Here is an 18039-nt window from a genome sequence, read left to right as displayed (position 1 = left end):
TCGAGCACGCTAATTGGCCATTGGCGCGAGCATGTTGAATTAAATAACTAAACTCATAATGCAGTGGATCGCGGCAATTAATAATCTCGCAGTTTTTAACATCTCGCGCCAAATGCCTTTGACAAATTAGGACTCATTGCTCTGTCTTTATTTCCGTCCGTCAGTAGGATCCAAGATAATTTCATAAATAGAACCTCGTCCGGTTCCTTTAAGCTCAATTGGTGATCTGGCTAATATCTTTTTAGCGATATGACGACTTTCCAATCGGGTGAAATAGCAGAATTCCCGGTTAGTAATATTACTCTTTATTAACATTGACCAATCTTTCAATGCAGCTTCATGCTCGTTTCTTCCCGTATAACCACAATGTAGGCAATTCCACTTTCTGTTCCCATCTCATATGCAAATTACTGCAGACAGGGCAAAATATCCCTGTTTTTATGTTCCTTGGAGGAATATTATATCTTTTAATCATAGGGAAAGGAATAAACTCTTTATGATTGTTTATAATTTTTTTTGCTAACGAGTGGATTTCCGGCTTTTTGAGGATCTCTTGTGTAACCGGTAATTTTCTAAGATGTGCGGCGACTTCGTAGGTAAACATGATGTCAATACTCGGGGGTTCCTCGATGATTAATTCATTATTATAGGCGAACGCAACTAATCCCTTTATCGGAATGTCTATCCTTTGCCTTTTCAACCAATTTTCCAGATGAAATATTTTACGTTCTAGTTCTGCTATCGGATTTTTTAAAGGCACTCTCTTCCCATTGGCATATTCCTTTATAAACTGTAAAGGCTTTGATTTAACAATTATTTTTTCTGCAATATTTTTCACTTCAGAAATCACGATAAATGCAGGGGTAATCAAAACACTATCCATTTGGAAATAAACTTCATTCTCACAAAGTGTAACATCATGCAAAATAGCATGAGGGAAAGCTGGTTTGAATTCTGTTAAATACTTATCATATTGCGTTTCTCCAGCAAACCCCGCCTGAAGATTGTAAAGCCGTTCATCTAGTCGCAATCTATTCTCATCCTCCTTTCCTAACCGTTTTTGTAAAGCGATTAACCCGTCAATCTCCATTGTGCTTTTTCTTTTTTTCACTAACACATCATCACCTCACCTCCATTGTAGCCTTTCTTGTCGAATTTTGGAATACTCTGTCTGATTTTGCCGGAAATGAATGTTTCCTAATTCATAGTCCAAACAGCAAAATAGAATCAGTGTTTATATAATTCAAAGTCCCGCGAGCAATATTTCTGTTTCGAATGGAACAAACTATCGCGCCAAGTACCTTTGACAATCTAAATCATCTTTATAACGGGGTCTTAATCGTTGCGCAAATAAATGAGCCGTTCTCGGGATAAACGAGCCGTGGCGCAAAAGAATGAGCCGTTCTCGGAATTAACGAGCCGTGGCGCAAAAGAATGAGCCGTTCTCGGAATAAACGAGCCGTTGCGCAAAAGAATGAGCCGTTCTCGAAATAAACGAGCCGTTGCGCGATGGATCTAAAAAACACGCATGCCGTCAAGAAGGCATGCGTGTTTTGATGTTTATTTTGCTGTCGCTTTTTCTTTTTTAATTTGCTTACTGCGCAATTGACCACAGGCCGCGTCGATATCAGTCCCATGTTCTAGGCGGACACCACAATTAATGCCGCGTTTTTTCAGTGTTTCGTAAAACGCCTTAATCGCTTCCGGCTTGCTTCGTTGGTATTGTCCGTGTTCGTCGACGGGATTATACGGAATCAAGTTCACATACGACAAATGGCGCTTGTTCTGAAGCAATTTGGCCAACTGTTCAGCCTCTACTACATGATCGTTCACATCGTCCAACAATATATATTCGAATGTGATGCGTCGGTTCTTCTCTTCCAAATAATAATCGATGGCATCCATCAATTTTTCGATTGGATACGCTTTGTTGATTTTCATAATTGAAGTACGCAGCTCGTTATTCGGCGCGTGTAACGATACGGCCAAATTGATTTGGATATTCTCTTCCGCAAATTCACGGATTTTTGGTGTTAACCCACTTGTCGAAACGGTAATATGACGCGCTCCAATCGACAATCCTTGTTGATCGTTGACGACCCGCAGGAAGTTCATCAAGTTGGTGTAGTTGTCGAACGGCTCTCCGATTCCCATGACGACGATATGGCTAACGCGTTCTCCGCCGCCTAATTCATCAAGATGCTCTTGAACTTTCATGATTTGACCGACGATTTCTCCGGCGTCCAAATCACGATTTTTTCGCAATAAACCGCTTGCGCAGAAACTGCAGCCGATGTTGCAGCCGACTTGAGTCGTCACACATACAGATTGTCCGTATGGAAACTTCATCAATACCGTCTCAATCAAGTTCCCATCTTGCATTTTGAATAAGAACTTAATCGTCCCGTCATCAGATACTTGTTTCACCGTTTGTTCAAGCGTTTGTATTTCAAAATGCTCATCTAATAATTGAAGACATTCTTTATTTATATTTGTCATGTCCGCGAAGTGGGCGACACGTTTCTTATAGAGCCAATCCCACACTTGAGCGGCACGGAATTTCTTTTGTCCATTTTCCACAAGCCAAGCAGTCAGCTGTTCCAATGTCAATCCGTAAATTGATTTTTTCATGTCAATTCCTTCCTCATTTCTAACTTTTGCATTCCATCACTATAGCACAAAAAAGACTAAAACAGAAGAAAAAAAGCTGCAGTTTTAGATATGCAGCCTAGATGTACACTTATTTTGGTTCGTTCGCTTCTTTTTTATCCTGTTTGATTTTCATGAATAAAACAAATCCATTCAGCAGCGCGAGAACGGTAAACATGATTGCAATGCCCGTCTGCCCTTTTGTAAAACGGTCAATTGCAAAATACCCTAAGAAGATGATTAATGCGATATCGATAAATTTCGGTGTCGTCAAATGTATGCAATCCTTCCTTAAGCCATAGCTTCCATTTGACATAAGTATAACAGTATCCGCCCATTCATTGCCATTCTTCTTTTATAAAGGACGTACCGCTACATTCTTTGATCTTCTTCCCCTTAAGATCCCTTTCACGTCCTCGACTGATATATCCATTAGTTCCATGAGAACGAGTGCATGATAAGTTAAATCTGCCAACTCATTCAGCAATTCAACTTTGTCGCAGTTCTTTGCCCCTATAACGACTTCTGTACTCTCTTCTCCAATTTTTTTCAGCACTTTATCCACGCCTTCTTGAAATAGATAAGATGTATAAGAGCCTTCGACCGGATTCAAGCGTCGCCCCTTAATTTCATCCGCTACTTCATGCACAACTCCCCGCGCCGATTCAGTTTCTTCATAGACAATTTCGTTAAAACAAGTGATTTTACCAGTATGGCATGCCGGCCCTAATGGGTCCACTTGAAGAAGAATCGTATCTTGGTCGCAATCCAGCGAGAGACGCTTAACAATTTGCCTGTTGCCCGACGTCGCACCTTTATTCCACAATTCCTGCCTTTTACGGCTGTAAAACCATGCTTCTTTTGTTTCGACCGTCTTTTGCAAAGCCTCCTTGTTCATATAAGCAAGCATGAGTACATCACCTGTTCGCTCGTCTTGTACAATTGCCGGCATTAACCCGTTTTGATCGTATACAATCGAATCAATATCAAAGGTCATCATAAATCATTCCTTACAGCTATATTTTGCGAGGCCAAATAACCTTTCAATTCAACGATATTGATGTCGCCAAAGTGGAATACGGAGGCGGCCAGAGCAGCATCCGCTTTCCCTTTCGTCAATACATCCGCGAAATGCTCCGGTCCACCTGCTCCTCCGCTCGCGATTATCGGAATATTGACTGCCTCTGCCATCGCTTTATTTAACTCGATGTTATAGCCATCTTTCATGCCATCTTCATCGATGCTATTGACGACAAGTTCGCCGGCTCCGAGTTCCTCGCCTTTTTTCGCCCATTCGATTGCGTCGATTCCTGTGTCTTCCATACCGCCTTTCGCGAATACGGACCACTTTCCGGGATCAGTTTGCTTCACATCCATCGAGAGAATAACTTTTTCGCGTCCGACAAGATCCGCCGCTTCTTTTATGAAATCTGGATTCGCCAAGGCGGCGCTATTGATAGACACTTTATCCGCTCCACTGCGAATGACCTTCTCTATGTCTTCAATCGTACGAATGCCTCCGCCGACGATAAATGGAATCGGCACTTCTTCAGCGATTTCTTCAATCAAATCCAAGAACATTTCCCGATTCGTTAGAGAAGCCGAAATATCATAGAAGACAAGCTCATCCGCCCCGTCAGCTACATATTTTTTTGCAAGCGTCAGAGGATCTGCGACTTCTTGTACGTCCAGGAATTTTTTTCCTTTTACGACTTTCCGATTATCGATATCCATGCATGGTATAATTCGTTTATTCATTAGCGTAAGCCCCCATCACTGTTTCCAAGGATAAATTCCCTTCGTACAATGCCTTTCCTATAATGGCGCCGTACAAGTTCATTTCTCTTAACTTTGCGATATCCCGTTCAGTCGAAACTCCGCCGGATGCGATAATATCGATGCCCGATGCTTCATTCATCATTTGCAGCTCAATGAAGTTTGGTCCTAGCAACATACCGTCTTTCAAAATGTCCGTATAGACAACAGTTTTGACTCCAATATCCGCTAGGCGCAGGAGCAAATCGATCGCTTTGACATCACTCGTTTCGGTCCAACCATTTGTCGCCACAAATCCGTTACGCGCATCGATCGACACAGCAATTTTCCGGTCATATTTGGCTACCGCGTCGCCAACGAATTGTGGATCCTCGATTGCCGCCGTTCCGATAATGACTCTGCTTACTCCATTTGCGATATGTGAATCGATTGCATCCATTGTCCGTATGCCACCGCCAACTTGGATTGGAACACGGACGGACTTTGCCATTTGTTCAATCGCGGTTTTATTCAATGAATCCCCAGTTTTTGCGCCGTCCAGATCGACAACATGTATGTACTCGGCCCCTTGCCTTTCCCATTCCTTCGCCATCGCGACCGGTGAGTCGTTGTAAATGATTTCTTGGTCATAATCCCCTTGGATAAGGCGGACGCATTTGCCGCCACGAATATCGATTGCCGGAAATAAAATCATCCATAATTCCCCCTTATAAAATTCCTTTCGTTGAAGGAACGAGCCCTTCAAGCACAGGATTGATTGTACTTGCAATACGAAGTGCCCTTCCGAAGCTTTTAAAGATCGATTCGATTATATGGTGGCTGTTCTTTCCATAATGTAAATTGATATGCAGTGTCACCCCCGCATGTCTTGTAAACGCGATGAAAAATTCCTCGACAAGCTCCGTATCAAAATCGCCGACTTTCTCTTTCAAGCCATCGACATTGTAAACTAGGAAAGGACGCCCGCTAATATCTAAAGATACTGTCGACAACGCTTCGTCCATCGGCGTTGACACCGTTGCATACCGTTCTATTCCTTTTTTCATCCCAATACTTGCACTGAAAGCTTGGCCGAGCACGATTCCGACATCCTCGGCCGTATGATGCTGATCGACATGAAGATCACCGTCGCATGCTACAGACAAATCAAATCTGCCGTGGCTGGCAAACAACACAAGCATATGATCTAGAAAACCGACGCCCGTCCGTATACCTGTTTCTCCTTTTCCATCGATTGCAAAATCCATTTCTATAGATGTTTCGGCTGTACTGCGAACAATCTTTTGACGTCTCATTCGAAAACCCCTTTCCGAATCCGTATTGAATTGGCATGCCCTGTCAGTCTTTCGGCCTCGGCCAACAAGACGATGTCATCCGCCACTTCCCGAAATGCCTGTTCCGAATAATGGATGATGCTTGATCTTTTCATGAAATCATACACGCCTAGTGGGGATGAAAAAGCAGCTGTTCCACTCGTCGGCAGCGTATGATTCGGTCCCGCCATATAATCGCCCAATGCTTCCGGTGAATACTCACCAAGAAAAATCGCTCCTGCGTTCCGGATGAACGGCAATAGCTCCATCGGGTTTTCCACCATTATTTGCAAATGCTCAGGGGCAATTTTATTCACAATCTCAAGCGCCTCAGCTTTCGATTCAGCAACGATGACCCTGCCAAAATCCTCGATGGAGCGACTTGCGATTTCCACTCGGTCCAATTCATCTAACTGTCTCATCACTTCTGCAGCCAGTTTTTCTGCAAATGATTCGCTTGTCGTCACACAAAGTGCAGCTGCTCGCTCATCATGCTCTGCCTGCGCCAACAGATCGGCCGCTACGAAGCGAGCGTCCGCTTTATCATCCGCCAACACGCAAACCTCGCTTGGTCCTGCTATCATATCGATCGCCACTTCACCGAACACCCATTTCTTTGCACGCGCAACGAAAGCGTTACCTGGGCCTGTTATTTTCATCACTTTCCGAACGCTCTCCGTCCCATAGGCAAGTGCCGCAATCGCCTGTGCTCCGCCCACTTTGTAGACAGCGTCAACACCCGTCTCGCGTGCGGCGACTAAAACATGCGGATTCACTTTACCGTCCGACTGTGGCGGTGTTGTCATGGCGAGATGAGAGACCCCCGCAATTTTGGCAGGAATCGCATTCATCAAGACTGTCGACGGATAAGACGCCTTCCCCCCAGGTACATAAATACCGACACGTTCAATCGGGGTCACTTGCTGCCCTAACAAAATTCCCTTCTCCTGTTGAACGAACCAGGAACGTTCCTTTTGTTCTTCGTGATAGACAGTGATTCTTTGTTCCGCTTTTTTAAGTGACGCAAGGAAGGCAGTAGAAACAAGCGAATACGCCTCGTCAATTTCTTCATCCGAAACAATGATGTCGTCCAGGAGAACTCCGTCAAATTGTTCCGTATACGCACGCAACGCGTTATCCCCTTTCGAACGGACCTCTTCGATTATGGAGAGAACGATTTTATCAAACTCAAGATCATTCGTTTGGCTCTTTCGACTTTCTTTTTCATTCCTAAATTCAATTGCGGATATCATTTTCACGTACAGACCCCCAATCCTCTTTTGACATTTTCTACAAATTGCTGAATCCGTTCAGTCTTTATGGCGTAACTGGCTTTATTCACAATGAGTCTTGCACTAATATCCGTGATGTCTTCCAATATTACTAATCCATTCTCCTTCAACGTCGTACCGGTTTCCACAATATCGACGATGACATCCGCCATGCCGATCAGCGGGGCCAATTCAATTGAACCGTTCAGTTTGATGATTTTTGTCCGAATGCCTTTTTCATCAAAAAATGATTGGGTCACATTCGGGTATTTTGACGCGACAGTCAATTGGGGTAATCTGCTTATTTCAGTACCAGAGAAGCCTGCCACGGACATTTTACATTTCCCTATGCCGAGATCCACCAGTTCATATACATCTTTTGGAGATTCCAACATAACGTCCTTGCCGACTACACCGATATCTGCGGCCCCATTTTCCACATACGTCGGAACATCCACGGCCTTTACAAAAATCAAATTGACTTGCCTTTCATCATCTACGAAGATCAATTTTCTGCCTTTTTCATTAAAATCGGAAAAAAGGATATCTGCATTCTCCAACAAGGTAATTGCATCATTAGCAGTTCTTCCTTTCGCCATAGCGATTGTTATTCGTTCCAATGAATCTCCCCCCTACTACACCATGAACGTTTCTACTTCTACAAGCTTTGCAAATGGGCGTTCAGTATCCATGTGTTTGAATGTATTTTCTCCTTTTGTCAATTCGATTAAATAAGTGCAACGGTCTTTATTCAGATGCTCTTTTCGCTTTGGCAATGAAAGCACTTTAAAATTTCGTTTCCGCAAGGCCTCGGCCATTGTGACCGACCGTTCCAATTCACTGTTTTCATAAATGATTTTCACGTCGATCAATTTCGGATCTTCGAATTCCTTGTTAGCGGATGCTTCCACAAGCGACTCGACTTCACATGCAAATCCGATTGCCGGAAGATTTGCTCCAAATTCATGGCCTAGCCGATCATATCTTCCTCCCATCAACACCGGTTTACCAAATTGTTCGACAAACCCTTGAAAAATGATTCCTGAATAATAGGTCATGCGGTTAATCAAACCGAAATCAATAACAATATGATCTTCCAATTCATATAGCTTTAATAGTTTCCAAATTTCTTCAATGTTACGGATGGAATCCTGCATAACTGATGTCGTTGAAATTGCTTTAGCCCGTTTTAATATGTCATCCGGTTTTCCATAAAGGAACGGAATTTCTTCGATCGACTTTTTAATAGCTTCGTTCACTTTCACAGATGTTAAGAACCGGGAAATCTCCACAATGTTTTTCGCCTGAATCAGTGTCTGCAACGTATCGATTTGGTTGTCATGCAATGGCAATTCATGGATCATTTCCTTGAAAAAGGCCGTATGACCAATTTCAATTTTGATTTCCTTAAATCCTAAATCCTTCATCGTATGAAGTGCCAAAGCAATCATTTCAGCATCTGCCTCAGGAGAGCTTTCAGAAAAATACTCGACCCCGGCTTGCGTCCGTTCTAGTTTCTCGGTTGTTTCTACTGACTGTCGAAACACTTCCTGTATATAATAGAAGCGGTGTTCATTTGCCAGTTCACTTTCTTCATGAGACAATTTCTGTGTGATCGGGATTGTTACGTCAGGTCTGAGAACGAGGACCTTTCCGCTAGAATTGATAACCTTGATCATTTCTTGACGGTTGACAGAAGCTGCTACTTTTGAATAAAGATCGTAGCTCTCAAATGGAGACGTTTTGATCCGGTTAAATCCGTATGTAGAAAACCGTCTACTTAATTTGTTGGTGATTTGCTCAAATCTTTCATCTTCGTTCAGATCAAGGAACATTCAAATACCACCTTCCGATACTTCATCGCTTTACTACGTTAAAGTTATAACGTACTATAAATCTATTTTAATTGTTTGTCAACTGATAGGAGGCTTTTTTATGATGTTTGATTACCATATGCATAGTTCGTTTTCTAAAGATTGTAATGTAGAGATGGAAGAAATGGTGAAAGGGGCGATTCAGAAAGGACTGACAGAAATAAGCTTTACTGAACATATCGATTATGATTATCCCGATGATTCGATTGTATTTGATTTTGACAAGCGGAAATATCGGGAACGGATTGAAGCTTTGCGAGAGAAATATTATGGACAAGTTCGAATAAAAAGGGGTGTGGAGATTGGCGTGCAACCGCATTTATTGGAACGATATGATGACATGCTGAGAGAAGAGGCATTCGATTTCATCATCTGCTCCATGCATACGGTTGAACGAAAAGGTTTGCATTATGGCGATATATTTGTAGGTAAAACTGTAGAGGAAGCATCTTTTACGTACTACAATGAGCTATTGCAATGCGTGAAGAATTTCGATAATTATTCGATTTTAGGTCATATTGATTTGATTAAACGCTATGCGCCGGAAGTGCTTGACAATGACTTCCATGATGTTTTACGTGAAATCTTCAAAGTGATCATCCCTGCTGGCAAAGGAATCGAATTGAATACGTCAGGGGTTCGTTATGGGCTTCCAAATGGTTTACCGAGTGATGATGTTTTGAAACTATATCGGCAATGCGGCGGTGAAATTATCACATTGGGTTCGGATGCACATAAGCCTGAAGATATCGCTTTTCAATTCGAAGAATCATTGCAGCTGTTAAAGTCGATTGGGTTTACATATATTACAACATTCGACGAACAAAAACCTGTTTTCCATTCAATTGACCAGTTCTAAATAAAAGCTGTATCCCGCCCGTTCATTCATGGGAGGATACAGCTTTTTTGGCTTTCCTAACATCTTTTATGATCACGATAATTTTACGACTTCAACACCGCGTCCCTCTAACAAATCCGGATAAAAAGGGTCTTCGCCGATTGAATAGACACGGTCACATAAGTTCGTGATTTCATCCATATCATGCGAAGTATACAAAATCGTTTTCCCCGCCATCTTTGCCAATTTACGCAAATAGGCACTGATTTCCATCTTTGACTTCAAATCGATTCCAACAGTCGGTTCATCGAGGAGCAACAGGACAGGATCGTTCAATAGACTGATCGCCAAGTTCAGCTTTCGCTTCATGCCGCCTGATAACGAATGGACTTTTTCCTTCCAATGGGTCAGTTGCATATCCAAGCAAAGTTGCCTGCACTCTTCCGCTGACTTTCGTTCCCACGATAATTTCTCGAAGAACAGCATATTCTCTTCGACTGTATACTCTTCCCATACCGCAATCTCTTGTGGGACATACCCGATTTTTCGTCGGAGTTGTTTGTAAGAGTCCTTGTACTGATCGCCGTCTAATAGCAACTCCCCAGCGGAAGGCTGCATCACGGTTGCCACTATTTGCAGCAAGGTCGATTTTCCTGCTCCATTCTCTCCAACTAAGCCAGCGATTTCTCCACTCTTCAGTTGGAATGAAACATCTTGCAAGACATTTTTTCGTTTATATCGTTTTTGTACGCCATTCACTTCAAGCAACACGCCTCCCCCTTCCATAAAACCAAACGGCCAAAGTGGCGATTAATCCGATCATCCATACAACAGGGACGGTCATCGACAATAATGATTGCACGGGACTGATTGCCTCCACCCATTCCCATTTCCTCGTTAACCCATCCAGCGGGATAACCGCTCCTCCCGTCACAGTCAAGAACAGTGCGATAGCGATGCCTGTCATCGTATATGGCAGAACTTGCCGAAACACGATGGCGAGCAGAAAAGCTAACAGATTAAGCGTCGTTCTGAATGTCAGTAATGGAAGCAGTAGTGAGCTTGTTACCGGTTCACTCAAAAAGAAAGTGAATACGAATATCGATAGGACATCTGATAGTATTGTTAACGCAGTATAAAAAACGAACATCCTAAGCGCATGGCGTTTAAAGGAAATTGAAGTATAAAGCCACCGTATTTGCATAGCCGGACGACTTTCCTTAATCATCCAATCAAAAAGGAAAAATGCCGATATAATTGTAAAGAAGGCCCAAACGCCTCGATTATTCAATAATCGCATTGGTGTTTCCTCTGAAGTAGAAGATTGTCTTCCGTATGTAAAATGCGTTTGAAGGAGGCTTTCATTCTCTTGACGTTCCATGCTCCTTTGTATGATTGCATCATAATTCCATACATCTTCCATTCCATATTCCTTATACAATTGTTGAATAACTGAGGCTGCTTTGGATCGGGACATGTCTTGCTGCGCAATGGACATAACCGTTTCTGCTACCGCCTGATAAGCGAACGACCGATTGGAAGAATATCCTCTGATGAGCCAATTGCGATCATTCGACAAAACTGCCGTTTCGTAGCCATCACGTAAAAGGAAAACACTGTCCAGTTCATGTTGTTGCAATTTATGAAGCGCTTCGTCCAATCCGATATACCGAACTTCCAACAGATCGATGGCGGCAATTTCATTTGCAAGCTGGCGGGCCATCTGTGAATCATCCTCAACGATGACCGCAATCGGCACCTTCGTTTCCTCCTGCCAGACACCAAAAACTTTCGACACGGCCACTGTTAGTAAAATCGGAAGGATAAGCCAGCAAACCAAGCTTTTCCATTCTTTTCTCATCCGTATCAATTGTGCAGGCATCCCCGTCATTGTCTCCACCTCTCTTTCCAACTAAAAGAAAACAATAACAATAGGAAAAAGAAACAAAAGTATACTGTCAGTGAAGTGAAGTTCGCATAATTCCGCTCTTCGAGAACAAGATCCATCATCCAATTCAAGCTAATGGAAGAAAAGAAATAAGGAAAAACCGTTTGGATCGATTGTGGAAAGTAAAGTGTCGGGATTAGCGCCCCACTTAGCAATAAACTAATGAAAACAAATATACACCCCAGAAATAATGCCGTCTTCTTCGCAGACACCCATATATCAATTAACGCTATACCAATTAGCAAAATGGCTGCATACAGCGCTGTAAACAAACCGAAACGTACATAGTCAATGAGAAAAAACTCTATTTGGATAGCGTACCGAATCAGTGCAAAAAGGATACTTGCCAGGATCAAGCCTGATGTGAAAGAAACAATGACTTTTCCAGTAATTCTCTGCCCGAGCGTAACCCCGCTTAATGTCATGCGGGTTGCCATCGCCTTGGTTTCTTCCTTTCCAAGTATGCTATAAAAAGAAAGCAACCAAATCGACAGAGCAATGAACCAACCTGCGAGTAAATAATAATTTCTCGGTGAGGATGAAGCAGCATTCATTATGACTTCCTCATCCAACATCCTGTCTTTTCCTAACGTATAAAGCGTAAAATCGATGAATTGCCCATACATGAATTCCATTCGCTCGTCTTTTGACATCGCCGTCTCCTTAGCAAATTCATTAATTACCAAAATATTTGCTTGGGCAGCCGCAATGTAACGAGCAAAGCTATCAACCAATTCTTTCGTAATATAGCTATCGATTGGACGCAATGGATTTCCAGTCATCGGAATTGTTACTGATTCGCCTTCATATAGATCATCCGTAAAATCTTTTGGCAATAAAAAATAAGTACTGATCTCATTTCGATCCATCATTTGCTGTGCTTGCTTTTTTGATGTAGATACTATTTGCAAATAATGCTGGCCACTTGCTGTTTCGGTCAAGAGGGTACTTATTAACTTTGACTCCTTCGTTAGATCCTCATCCACAAGTGCAACTTGGATGGGTGTATTCTCATCGGGGATTAGTAATGCAGCAATTAATCCTACGATCATTCCGATCAATAAAAGCGGAAATAGAAAAAGAAGAAGAAGGGTCGCCCACTTCTTCTTCAACTGTTTTGCGTATTCATTCATAAAAAAGAATGTTTTTCTAAAGAAATGCAAACAGCTCACAACCATTCATTTATAAATTGCCAAGCTCACTTTCAAGGTCACCCATTAAATCAGTAACCCATTTCTCTAGGGCTTCTCCAATTTCCTTCGTAAAGAACGAGTCCAATTCATCAGCCGTCATTGCGCCTAAATCCACCACATTTTTAGATTCGTCCGGCATATCCACTTTCTTCACGATTTTACCTTGTTGTTTTAATTGTACTCGAATATCGTTTTCTCCTGCTTCTTCGACAACAAATGTGAATTCATGGTTCGCATTCATCGAATCTTTTTCATGTGTCGCAGTTCCGCTCCATACAAATTCAGGACTGAATTCATCATCTTCTATAGAAAAAGCACGTTTGAAAGTACGTTCTTTCCCTTTCAATTCCTCTTCACCTTTGTATTGAAGTACTACGTCTTCAGCAGAAATGGTAATCGTGTCATCCGCCTTTTTGCCATCCCATTTCAAGTCACCTTTGAATTCGACGACTGCGTCTTCTTGTGTATAAGAATCAGATCCGGTAAACGTATACGCCCATTGTTGAGATGCTTTATCGAGCACTTGAACCCCTTCGATGTTCAGAGTCGAAATTTCATCTTCAAACTCACCAATTGAAATTGCAAAATTACGTTTTACAATACTGTTAGATTTATGCCAGATCGTTGAAGTGATTCCTTCCGGGATTAGCAATTCATCTATTTCTTTCAAAGCCGTATCCAGTTCATCTTCAAAATCACGGATTATAGATTTTAAATCATCATTGGAGAACTCTTCGCCCATCGTGGAAAAAGCGATCTGCTCTTTTATTAATGCTTTTAACTTCTCATCATCACGCGCTTTTTCGAAAAGATTTTTCATAAACGTCTTTACTTGTTGTTCTGACAGTTTCATTTCTACCTTTTCTGTCTTTACCTTTTTATCAAACACTTCAATTTCTTCTTTTTCACTAGTAAATGCATCTTCAGGAAGTTCATTGTAAAGGTATTCCATATACTCTTTTTCAATATAATTTTGGAGCTCTTCTGTCATAAATCTTTCTTCAAACAGATGGGATAGACCTAATTTTTCATTACCGTCATAGGAAGGGTCTGATTCTCTCATCATCTTCCCATAATCCTCATCCTTGAAAAGGAATAGTTTGTCAGTGAATGCCAGTTTCGCGATCATCTTCTCAGGTGTGAAATAGAACGTACCGACATCAATCGGAACACTTCCGAACTTTCCGCTTAAATTCATTTCCCATTCTTTCTCGACAGGGTCTTTCACTTGTGTGTAAGAGATCGTTAAATTGTTTACTATACTTTGCATTTCTTGCATTTCATAACCGAGCGCCGGACCATTCAGCTGCGCGGATAGATCATAAGAAGTTTCAACGGGCTTCGTCTTTTGAACATCCACCCAATTCATCTCATTTTCATATCTTTTCTTAAATAAGTCGCTCATTTCACTTAATGTCTTTGTTTCTGCCAATAGATATTGGACTTTTGGCGATTTATTAAGTAAAAAGAAAGCAGATACGCTTCCAACCGCCGCTAATAGGACAACCGTCAACACCGCGATTAAAATGGCGGGTGATTTTTTCCTACCGCTTGTTTCTTTTTGAACATTCTCCACTACATTTCCTCCCTATCAATTTGCTAATTTCAAAGATTACAAATGTTGTTCATCATAGAATTCTACTATAAAAAAAGGATAAATGTGCCTTTTTTTTAGAATTGATTACTTATAGCTAAGAAAGGATTTAGGGAGGAGGTACTATGCAAACCAAGTTAACTTGTACAGTTGCTTTCCGTTCCGGCGCTCGCTTTCCACGGGCATGGCTTGAGCCTCCTCGGTCGCGAAAGGCATGCGCCCTGCGGGGTCTCAAGGCTCATGCTATTCCCGCAGGAGTCGAGCGCCTCCACTCCAAGCAATAGTACGTCCGAATAAATAAAAATATGTACGCCAAATAGTCCTGAAGAATTTTCCAATTGCATTCTTAGTGTTTGCCCGATTTTCGCTGAAATCACACATTTCATACCAAGGAGAATAAAGGTGAAAAAATGGCGTTGTATATTATATTTCGGAACAACGATATGTTATTATGCTGCAAATCCAATGAGTCCCTCATCAATCTCATTGATGGGGGACTCATTTCAAACAGTTAGCACTGTTAACTTAGATGATGATTAAAGAAGATTCCGTTGATTGAAGCGGAAGGCGGCGACTCCTGGGGGATTAGCGGGACAGGTGAGACCCCGCAGGTAGCGAAAGCGTAGCTTCGCGGACGAGGAGGCTCACCGCCCGCCCCCCGGAAAGCGTCCGCCTGAAGCGCAAATCAACAGTTTTCAAAGTTCTTCTAACATTAAAGGACTTTTTCTTGGCCACCATGTTTCGGCGGAAGGCTTTGGTGTATTAGTTTTTCACTTTTTGTTGTTTGTTCACCGTACTGTGCACTTCGGTCGGCAGTCCCCATAGTTGGATGAAACCGATCGCAGCGGATTGGTCAAATTGATCGTCGGAAGTGTATGTCGCAAGTTTTTCATCATAAAGGGAATTGGATGACTTTCTGCCCTCTACGATTGCATGCCCTTTGAACAATTTAACACGGACGACACCATTCACGTATTGTTGCGTTTCCTTAACGAACGCCTCCAATGCATTACGTAATGGAGAGAACCAAAGTCCGTTATAGATCAATTCACTCAGTTTTTGTGAAACGAGCGGTTTAAAGTGGGCGACGTCTTTGACGAGTGTAATATCCTCCAGTTCCTTATGCGCCTTCAATAAAGTGATAGCACCTGGACATTCATATACTTCACGTGATTTTATGCCGACGAGTCGGTTTTCCACATGATCGATTCTTCCAACCCCATGCTTGCCCGCAACTTCATTCAGTTTTAAAATCAGCTCGCTTAATGGGTAATGCTTACCGTCAATTTTTACTGGCACTCCCTTATCGAATTCGACTTCGATGACATCCGGCTGATCTGGTGCGTTCTCGATTGACACCGTCAGTCCAAAAGCATCCTCAGGAGGTGCAGCCCACGGATCTTCAAGGATTCCGCATTCATTGCTGCGGCCCCACAGATTTTGGTCAATTGAATATGGACTATCTAAATCGATCGGGATGGGAATGTTTTTCTCTTTCGCATAAGCGATTTCCTCTTCACGCGACCAGCTCCATTCACGGACGGGTGCAATGACTTCAAGTGACGGGTCAAGTGCTTTGATTGCCACTTCAAAACGGACTTGGTCATTCCCTTTCCCCGTACAGCCATGCGCTACGGCGGTTGCATTTTCCTGGTGTGCAACCTCGACCAATTTCTTGGAAATCAGAGGACGGGATAAAGCTGAAACAAGCGGATATTTATCTTCATAATAGGTGCGTGCTTGCAAAGCGAGCAATGCATACTCCTGAGCAAATTCCTCTTTCGCGTCGATTACATAACTATTTACCGCACCGACTTGCAACGCCTTTTGTTGAATGAAGTTCAAATCTTTCCCTTCTCCTACATCCAAACAACATGCTATGACGTCATACCCTTTATCCGTTAACCATTGAACCGCCACTGAAGTGTCAAGACCACCTGAATACGCTAATACAACTTTTTGATTTGCCATCTATTCCATCCTCCTCTATACATCTTTATGTATCTTTATTCATTTATATGTATTTTTATAATACCATAGATTTTTTAGATTTCAATAGATAAGGAGAAGAAATAAAAAAACGATCCTTAACAATATGAAACATACGTTAAGGATCGTTTTTAAGTTATCGGATTCCGTGGGCGACCATTGCATTCGCGACTTTCAGGAAGCCTGCAATATTCGCACCCATTACTAAGTTGCCTGGTTTGCCGAAGCTCTCCGCAGCATTTTTGCAGCTCGCATAAATATTTTCCATCACTTTTTTCAAGCGTTCATCGACCTCTTCTTCCGTCCAGGCGAGTCGCATGCTATTTTGAGACATCTCCATCGCAGATACGGCGACCCCTCCTGCATTCGCAGCTTTTGCAGGTGCAAACAAGATGTTATTTTCAAGAAATATGTTAATCGCTTCAATGTTGCACGGCATATTTGCACCTTCTCCAATTGCTTTCACGCCATTTGCGATGAGCATATGTGCGGCAAGTTCATCGATTTCATTTTGCGTCGCACAAGGGAGAGCAATATCGCAAGGGATTGACCAGATTTCTGAACAATCTTCATGATATTCAGCGTCGGGATGGTCTTTCGTATATTCCCAAATCCGCTTGTTTTCCACTTCCTTCAACCTTTTGACAGTCTCCAGGTCAATGCCATTCCTATCAAGGATATAGCCTCCGGAATCACTGCATGCAATGACTTTCGCGCCAAGCTGGTGAGCTTTTTCGATTGCATACGTCGATACGTTGCCCGATCCTGAAACGATAACCGTACTGCCCTTGAATGAAAGCCCGTTCTCGTTCAGCATCTCCTCGACGAAGTAGACAGTTCCGTACCCTGTTGCTTCCTTTCGGCCTAGCGACCCTCCATGACTAGGATCCTTCCCTGTCAAAACGCCCGCTTCATAGCCGCTCTTCAACCGATTATATTGCCCAAACATGTAGCCGATTTCGCGTTTTCCCACTCCGATATCGCCAGCAGGTACATCTATATCCGGACCGATATATTTACTTAACTCCGTCATGAAACTTTGTGTGAACCGCATAATTTCCCGCTCTGACTTCCCTTTCGGATCAAAGTCGGAGCCTCCTTTTCCAGCACCGATCGGTTGACCTGTCAAAGCGTTTTTGAAAATTTGTTCGAACGCGAGGAATTTCATGATGCTGCTATTTACGGATGGATGGAATCGGAGTCCGCCTTTATATGGTCCGAGATCACTGTTGAATTGAACACGGTACCCGCGGTTGACGTGCACTTTTCCTTTATCATCCTCCCAGGCGACACGGAAGGAGATGATTCTCTCCGGCTCGGTGATGCGCTCAAGTATTCCATTTCGTATATATTCAGGATGCTCGGCAAAGACCGGGCGAAGCGAGTCAAATATTTCTCGTGTTGCTTGCAAAAATTCCTTCTCATCTGGATTTCTTTTCTTCACTAGCTCATATACTTCATGTACATAATCATTCGCACGACTTTTTTTATGATGAGTAGTCTCTAAATTTGTCAATCGCCTCATCCCTTTCTTAAAAAATAACAGGTGTGTTGATTAACCATTATTATACAGTAAAGCCACTCTAAACCCGTT

The 18039-nt window shown here is 42.5% G+C and carries 17 protein-coding genes; 1 reads left to right on the top strand and 16 read right to left on the bottom strand.

The window, feature by feature from the left end; all coding sequences use genetic code 11:
* Window positions 1-337: 337 nt before the first annotated feature.
* From SLU01_RS11995 to hisZ, 10 genes are all read right to left on the bottom strand, one after another.
* On the bottom strand, window positions 338-1117 hold the full coding sequence (locus SLU01_RS11995) for a nuclease-related domain-containing protein (protein WP_170232693.1): 780 nt from the start codon (window positions 1115-1117) through the stop codon (window positions 338-340).
* Window positions 1118-1560: 443 nt separating this feature from the next.
* The gene (gene rlmN, locus SLU01_RS11990; protein ID WP_147058611.1) at window positions 1561-2631 is read right to left on the bottom strand and encodes a dual-specificity RNA methyltransferase RlmN; all 1071 of its coding nucleotides are present in this window, start codon (window positions 2629-2631) and stop codon (window positions 1561-1563) included.
* Between the two features lie 109 nt (window positions 2632-2740).
* Entirely contained in the window at window positions 2741-2923 is a 183-nt protein-coding gene (locus tag SLU01_RS11985) for a hypothetical protein (protein ID WP_170232692.1), read from the bottom strand.
* A gap of 81 nt (window positions 2924-3004) precedes the next feature.
* The gene (hisIE, locus tag SLU01_RS11980; RefSeq protein ID WP_170232691.1) at window positions 3005-3646 is read right to left on the bottom strand and encodes a bifunctional phosphoribosyl-AMP cyclohydrolase/phosphoribosyl-ATP diphosphatase HisIE; all 642 of its coding nucleotides are present in this window, start codon (window positions 3644-3646) and stop codon (window positions 3005-3007) included.
* The gene (hisF, locus tag SLU01_RS11975) at window positions 3646-4407 is read right to left on the bottom strand and encodes an imidazole glycerol phosphate synthase subunit HisF (protein WP_147058606.1); all 762 of its coding nucleotides are present in this window, start codon (window positions 4405-4407) and stop codon (window positions 3646-3648) included. The genes hisIE and hisF overlap by 1 nt, the downstream gene beginning before the upstream one ends.
* Window positions 4400-5119 carry a 1-(5-phosphoribosyl)-5-[(5-phosphoribosylamino)methylideneamino]imidazole-4-carboxamide isomerase gene (gene hisA, locus SLU01_RS11970; RefSeq protein ID WP_147058604.1) on the bottom strand — a complete coding sequence of 240 codons (720 nt, stop codon included), beginning with the start codon at window positions 5117-5119 and terminating at the stop codon, window positions 4400-4402. The genes hisF and hisA overlap by 8 nt, the downstream gene beginning before the upstream one ends.
* Window positions 5120-5132: 13 nt before the next feature.
* Window positions 5133-5720 carry an imidazoleglycerol-phosphate dehydratase HisB gene (gene hisB / locus SLU01_RS11965; protein WP_147058602.1) on the bottom strand — a complete coding sequence of 196 codons (588 nt, stop codon included), beginning with the start codon at window positions 5718-5720 and terminating at the stop codon, window positions 5133-5135.
* Complete coding sequence (gene hisD / locus SLU01_RS11960) at window positions 5717-6991, bottom strand: histidinol dehydrogenase (protein WP_147058689.1); 1275 nt, start codon at window positions 6989-6991, stop codon at window positions 5717-5719. The genes hisB and hisD overlap by 4 nt, the downstream gene beginning before the upstream one ends.
* A 2-nt stretch (window positions 6992-6993) precedes the next feature.
* Window positions 6994-7629 carry an ATP phosphoribosyltransferase gene (gene hisG / locus SLU01_RS11955; RefSeq protein WP_147058600.1) on the bottom strand — a complete coding sequence of 212 codons (636 nt, stop codon included), beginning with the start codon at window positions 7627-7629 and terminating at the stop codon, window positions 6994-6996.
* A 15-nt stretch (window positions 7630-7644) separates the two neighbouring features.
* Window positions 7645-8844 (bottom strand): ATP phosphoribosyltransferase regulatory subunit, encoded by a 1200-nt coding sequence (hisZ, locus tag SLU01_RS11950; RefSeq protein ID WP_147058598.1) that lies wholly within the window; start codon window positions 8842-8844, stop codon window positions 7645-7647.
* 100 nt (window positions 8845-8944) lie between these two features.
* On the opposite strand from hisZ, the gene SLU01_RS11945 reads away from it, so the two are divergent.
* Window positions 8945-9742: a histidinol-phosphatase HisJ family protein gene (locus SLU01_RS11945; protein WP_308507728.1), complete on the top strand. Its 798-nt coding sequence runs from the start codon at window positions 8945-8947 to the stop codon at window positions 9740-9742.
* A gap of 72 nt (window positions 9743-9814) precedes the next feature.
* On the opposite strand, the gene SLU01_RS11940 is transcribed toward SLU01_RS11945, so the two are convergent.
* From SLU01_RS11940 to gdhA, 6 genes are all read right to left on the bottom strand, one after another.
* Entirely contained in the window at window positions 9815-10480 is a 666-nt protein-coding gene (locus tag SLU01_RS11940; protein ID WP_308507729.1) for an ABC transporter ATP-binding protein, read from the bottom strand.
* 1 nt (window position 10481) lies between these two features.
* On the bottom strand, window positions 10482-11612 hold the full coding sequence (locus SLU01_RS11935) for an ABC transporter permease (RefSeq protein ID WP_147058594.1): 1131 nt from the start codon (window positions 11610-11612) through the stop codon (window positions 10482-10484).
* Entirely contained in the window at window positions 11609-12832 is a 1224-nt protein-coding gene (locus tag SLU01_RS11930) for an ABC transporter permease (RefSeq protein WP_170232690.1), read from the bottom strand. Before SLU01_RS11930 ends, SLU01_RS11935 begins: the two co-directional genes overlap by 4 nt.
* A gap of 19 nt (window positions 12833-12851) precedes the next feature.
* Window positions 12852-14438, bottom strand: a complete 1587-nt coding sequence (locus SLU01_RS11925; RefSeq protein WP_147058590.1) for a DUF6583 family protein — start codon at window positions 14436-14438, stop codon at window positions 12852-12854.
* A 780-nt stretch (window positions 14439-15218) separates the two neighbouring features.
* Window positions 15219-16427 carry an argininosuccinate synthase gene (locus SLU01_RS11920; protein WP_147058588.1) on the bottom strand — a complete coding sequence of 403 codons (1209 nt, stop codon included), beginning with the start codon at window positions 16425-16427 and terminating at the stop codon, window positions 15219-15221.
* A 154-nt stretch (window positions 16428-16581) separates the two neighbouring features.
* Complete coding sequence (gene gdhA, locus SLU01_RS11915; RefSeq protein ID WP_373866417.1) at window positions 16582-17961, bottom strand: NADP-specific glutamate dehydrogenase; 1380 nt, start codon at window positions 17959-17961, stop codon at window positions 16582-16584.
* Window positions 17962-18039 lie beyond the last annotated feature (78 nt).

Origin of the sequence: Sporosarcina luteola, from assembly GCF_007991495.1 — a bacterium.
In the GTDB taxonomy this organism is placed as follows: domain Bacteria; phylum Bacillota; class Bacilli; order Bacillales_A; family Planococcaceae; genus Sporosarcina; species Sporosarcina luteola.
Note: the sequence above shows the minus strand (reverse complement) of the source record. Positions and strands in the feature narration are given on the sequence as shown.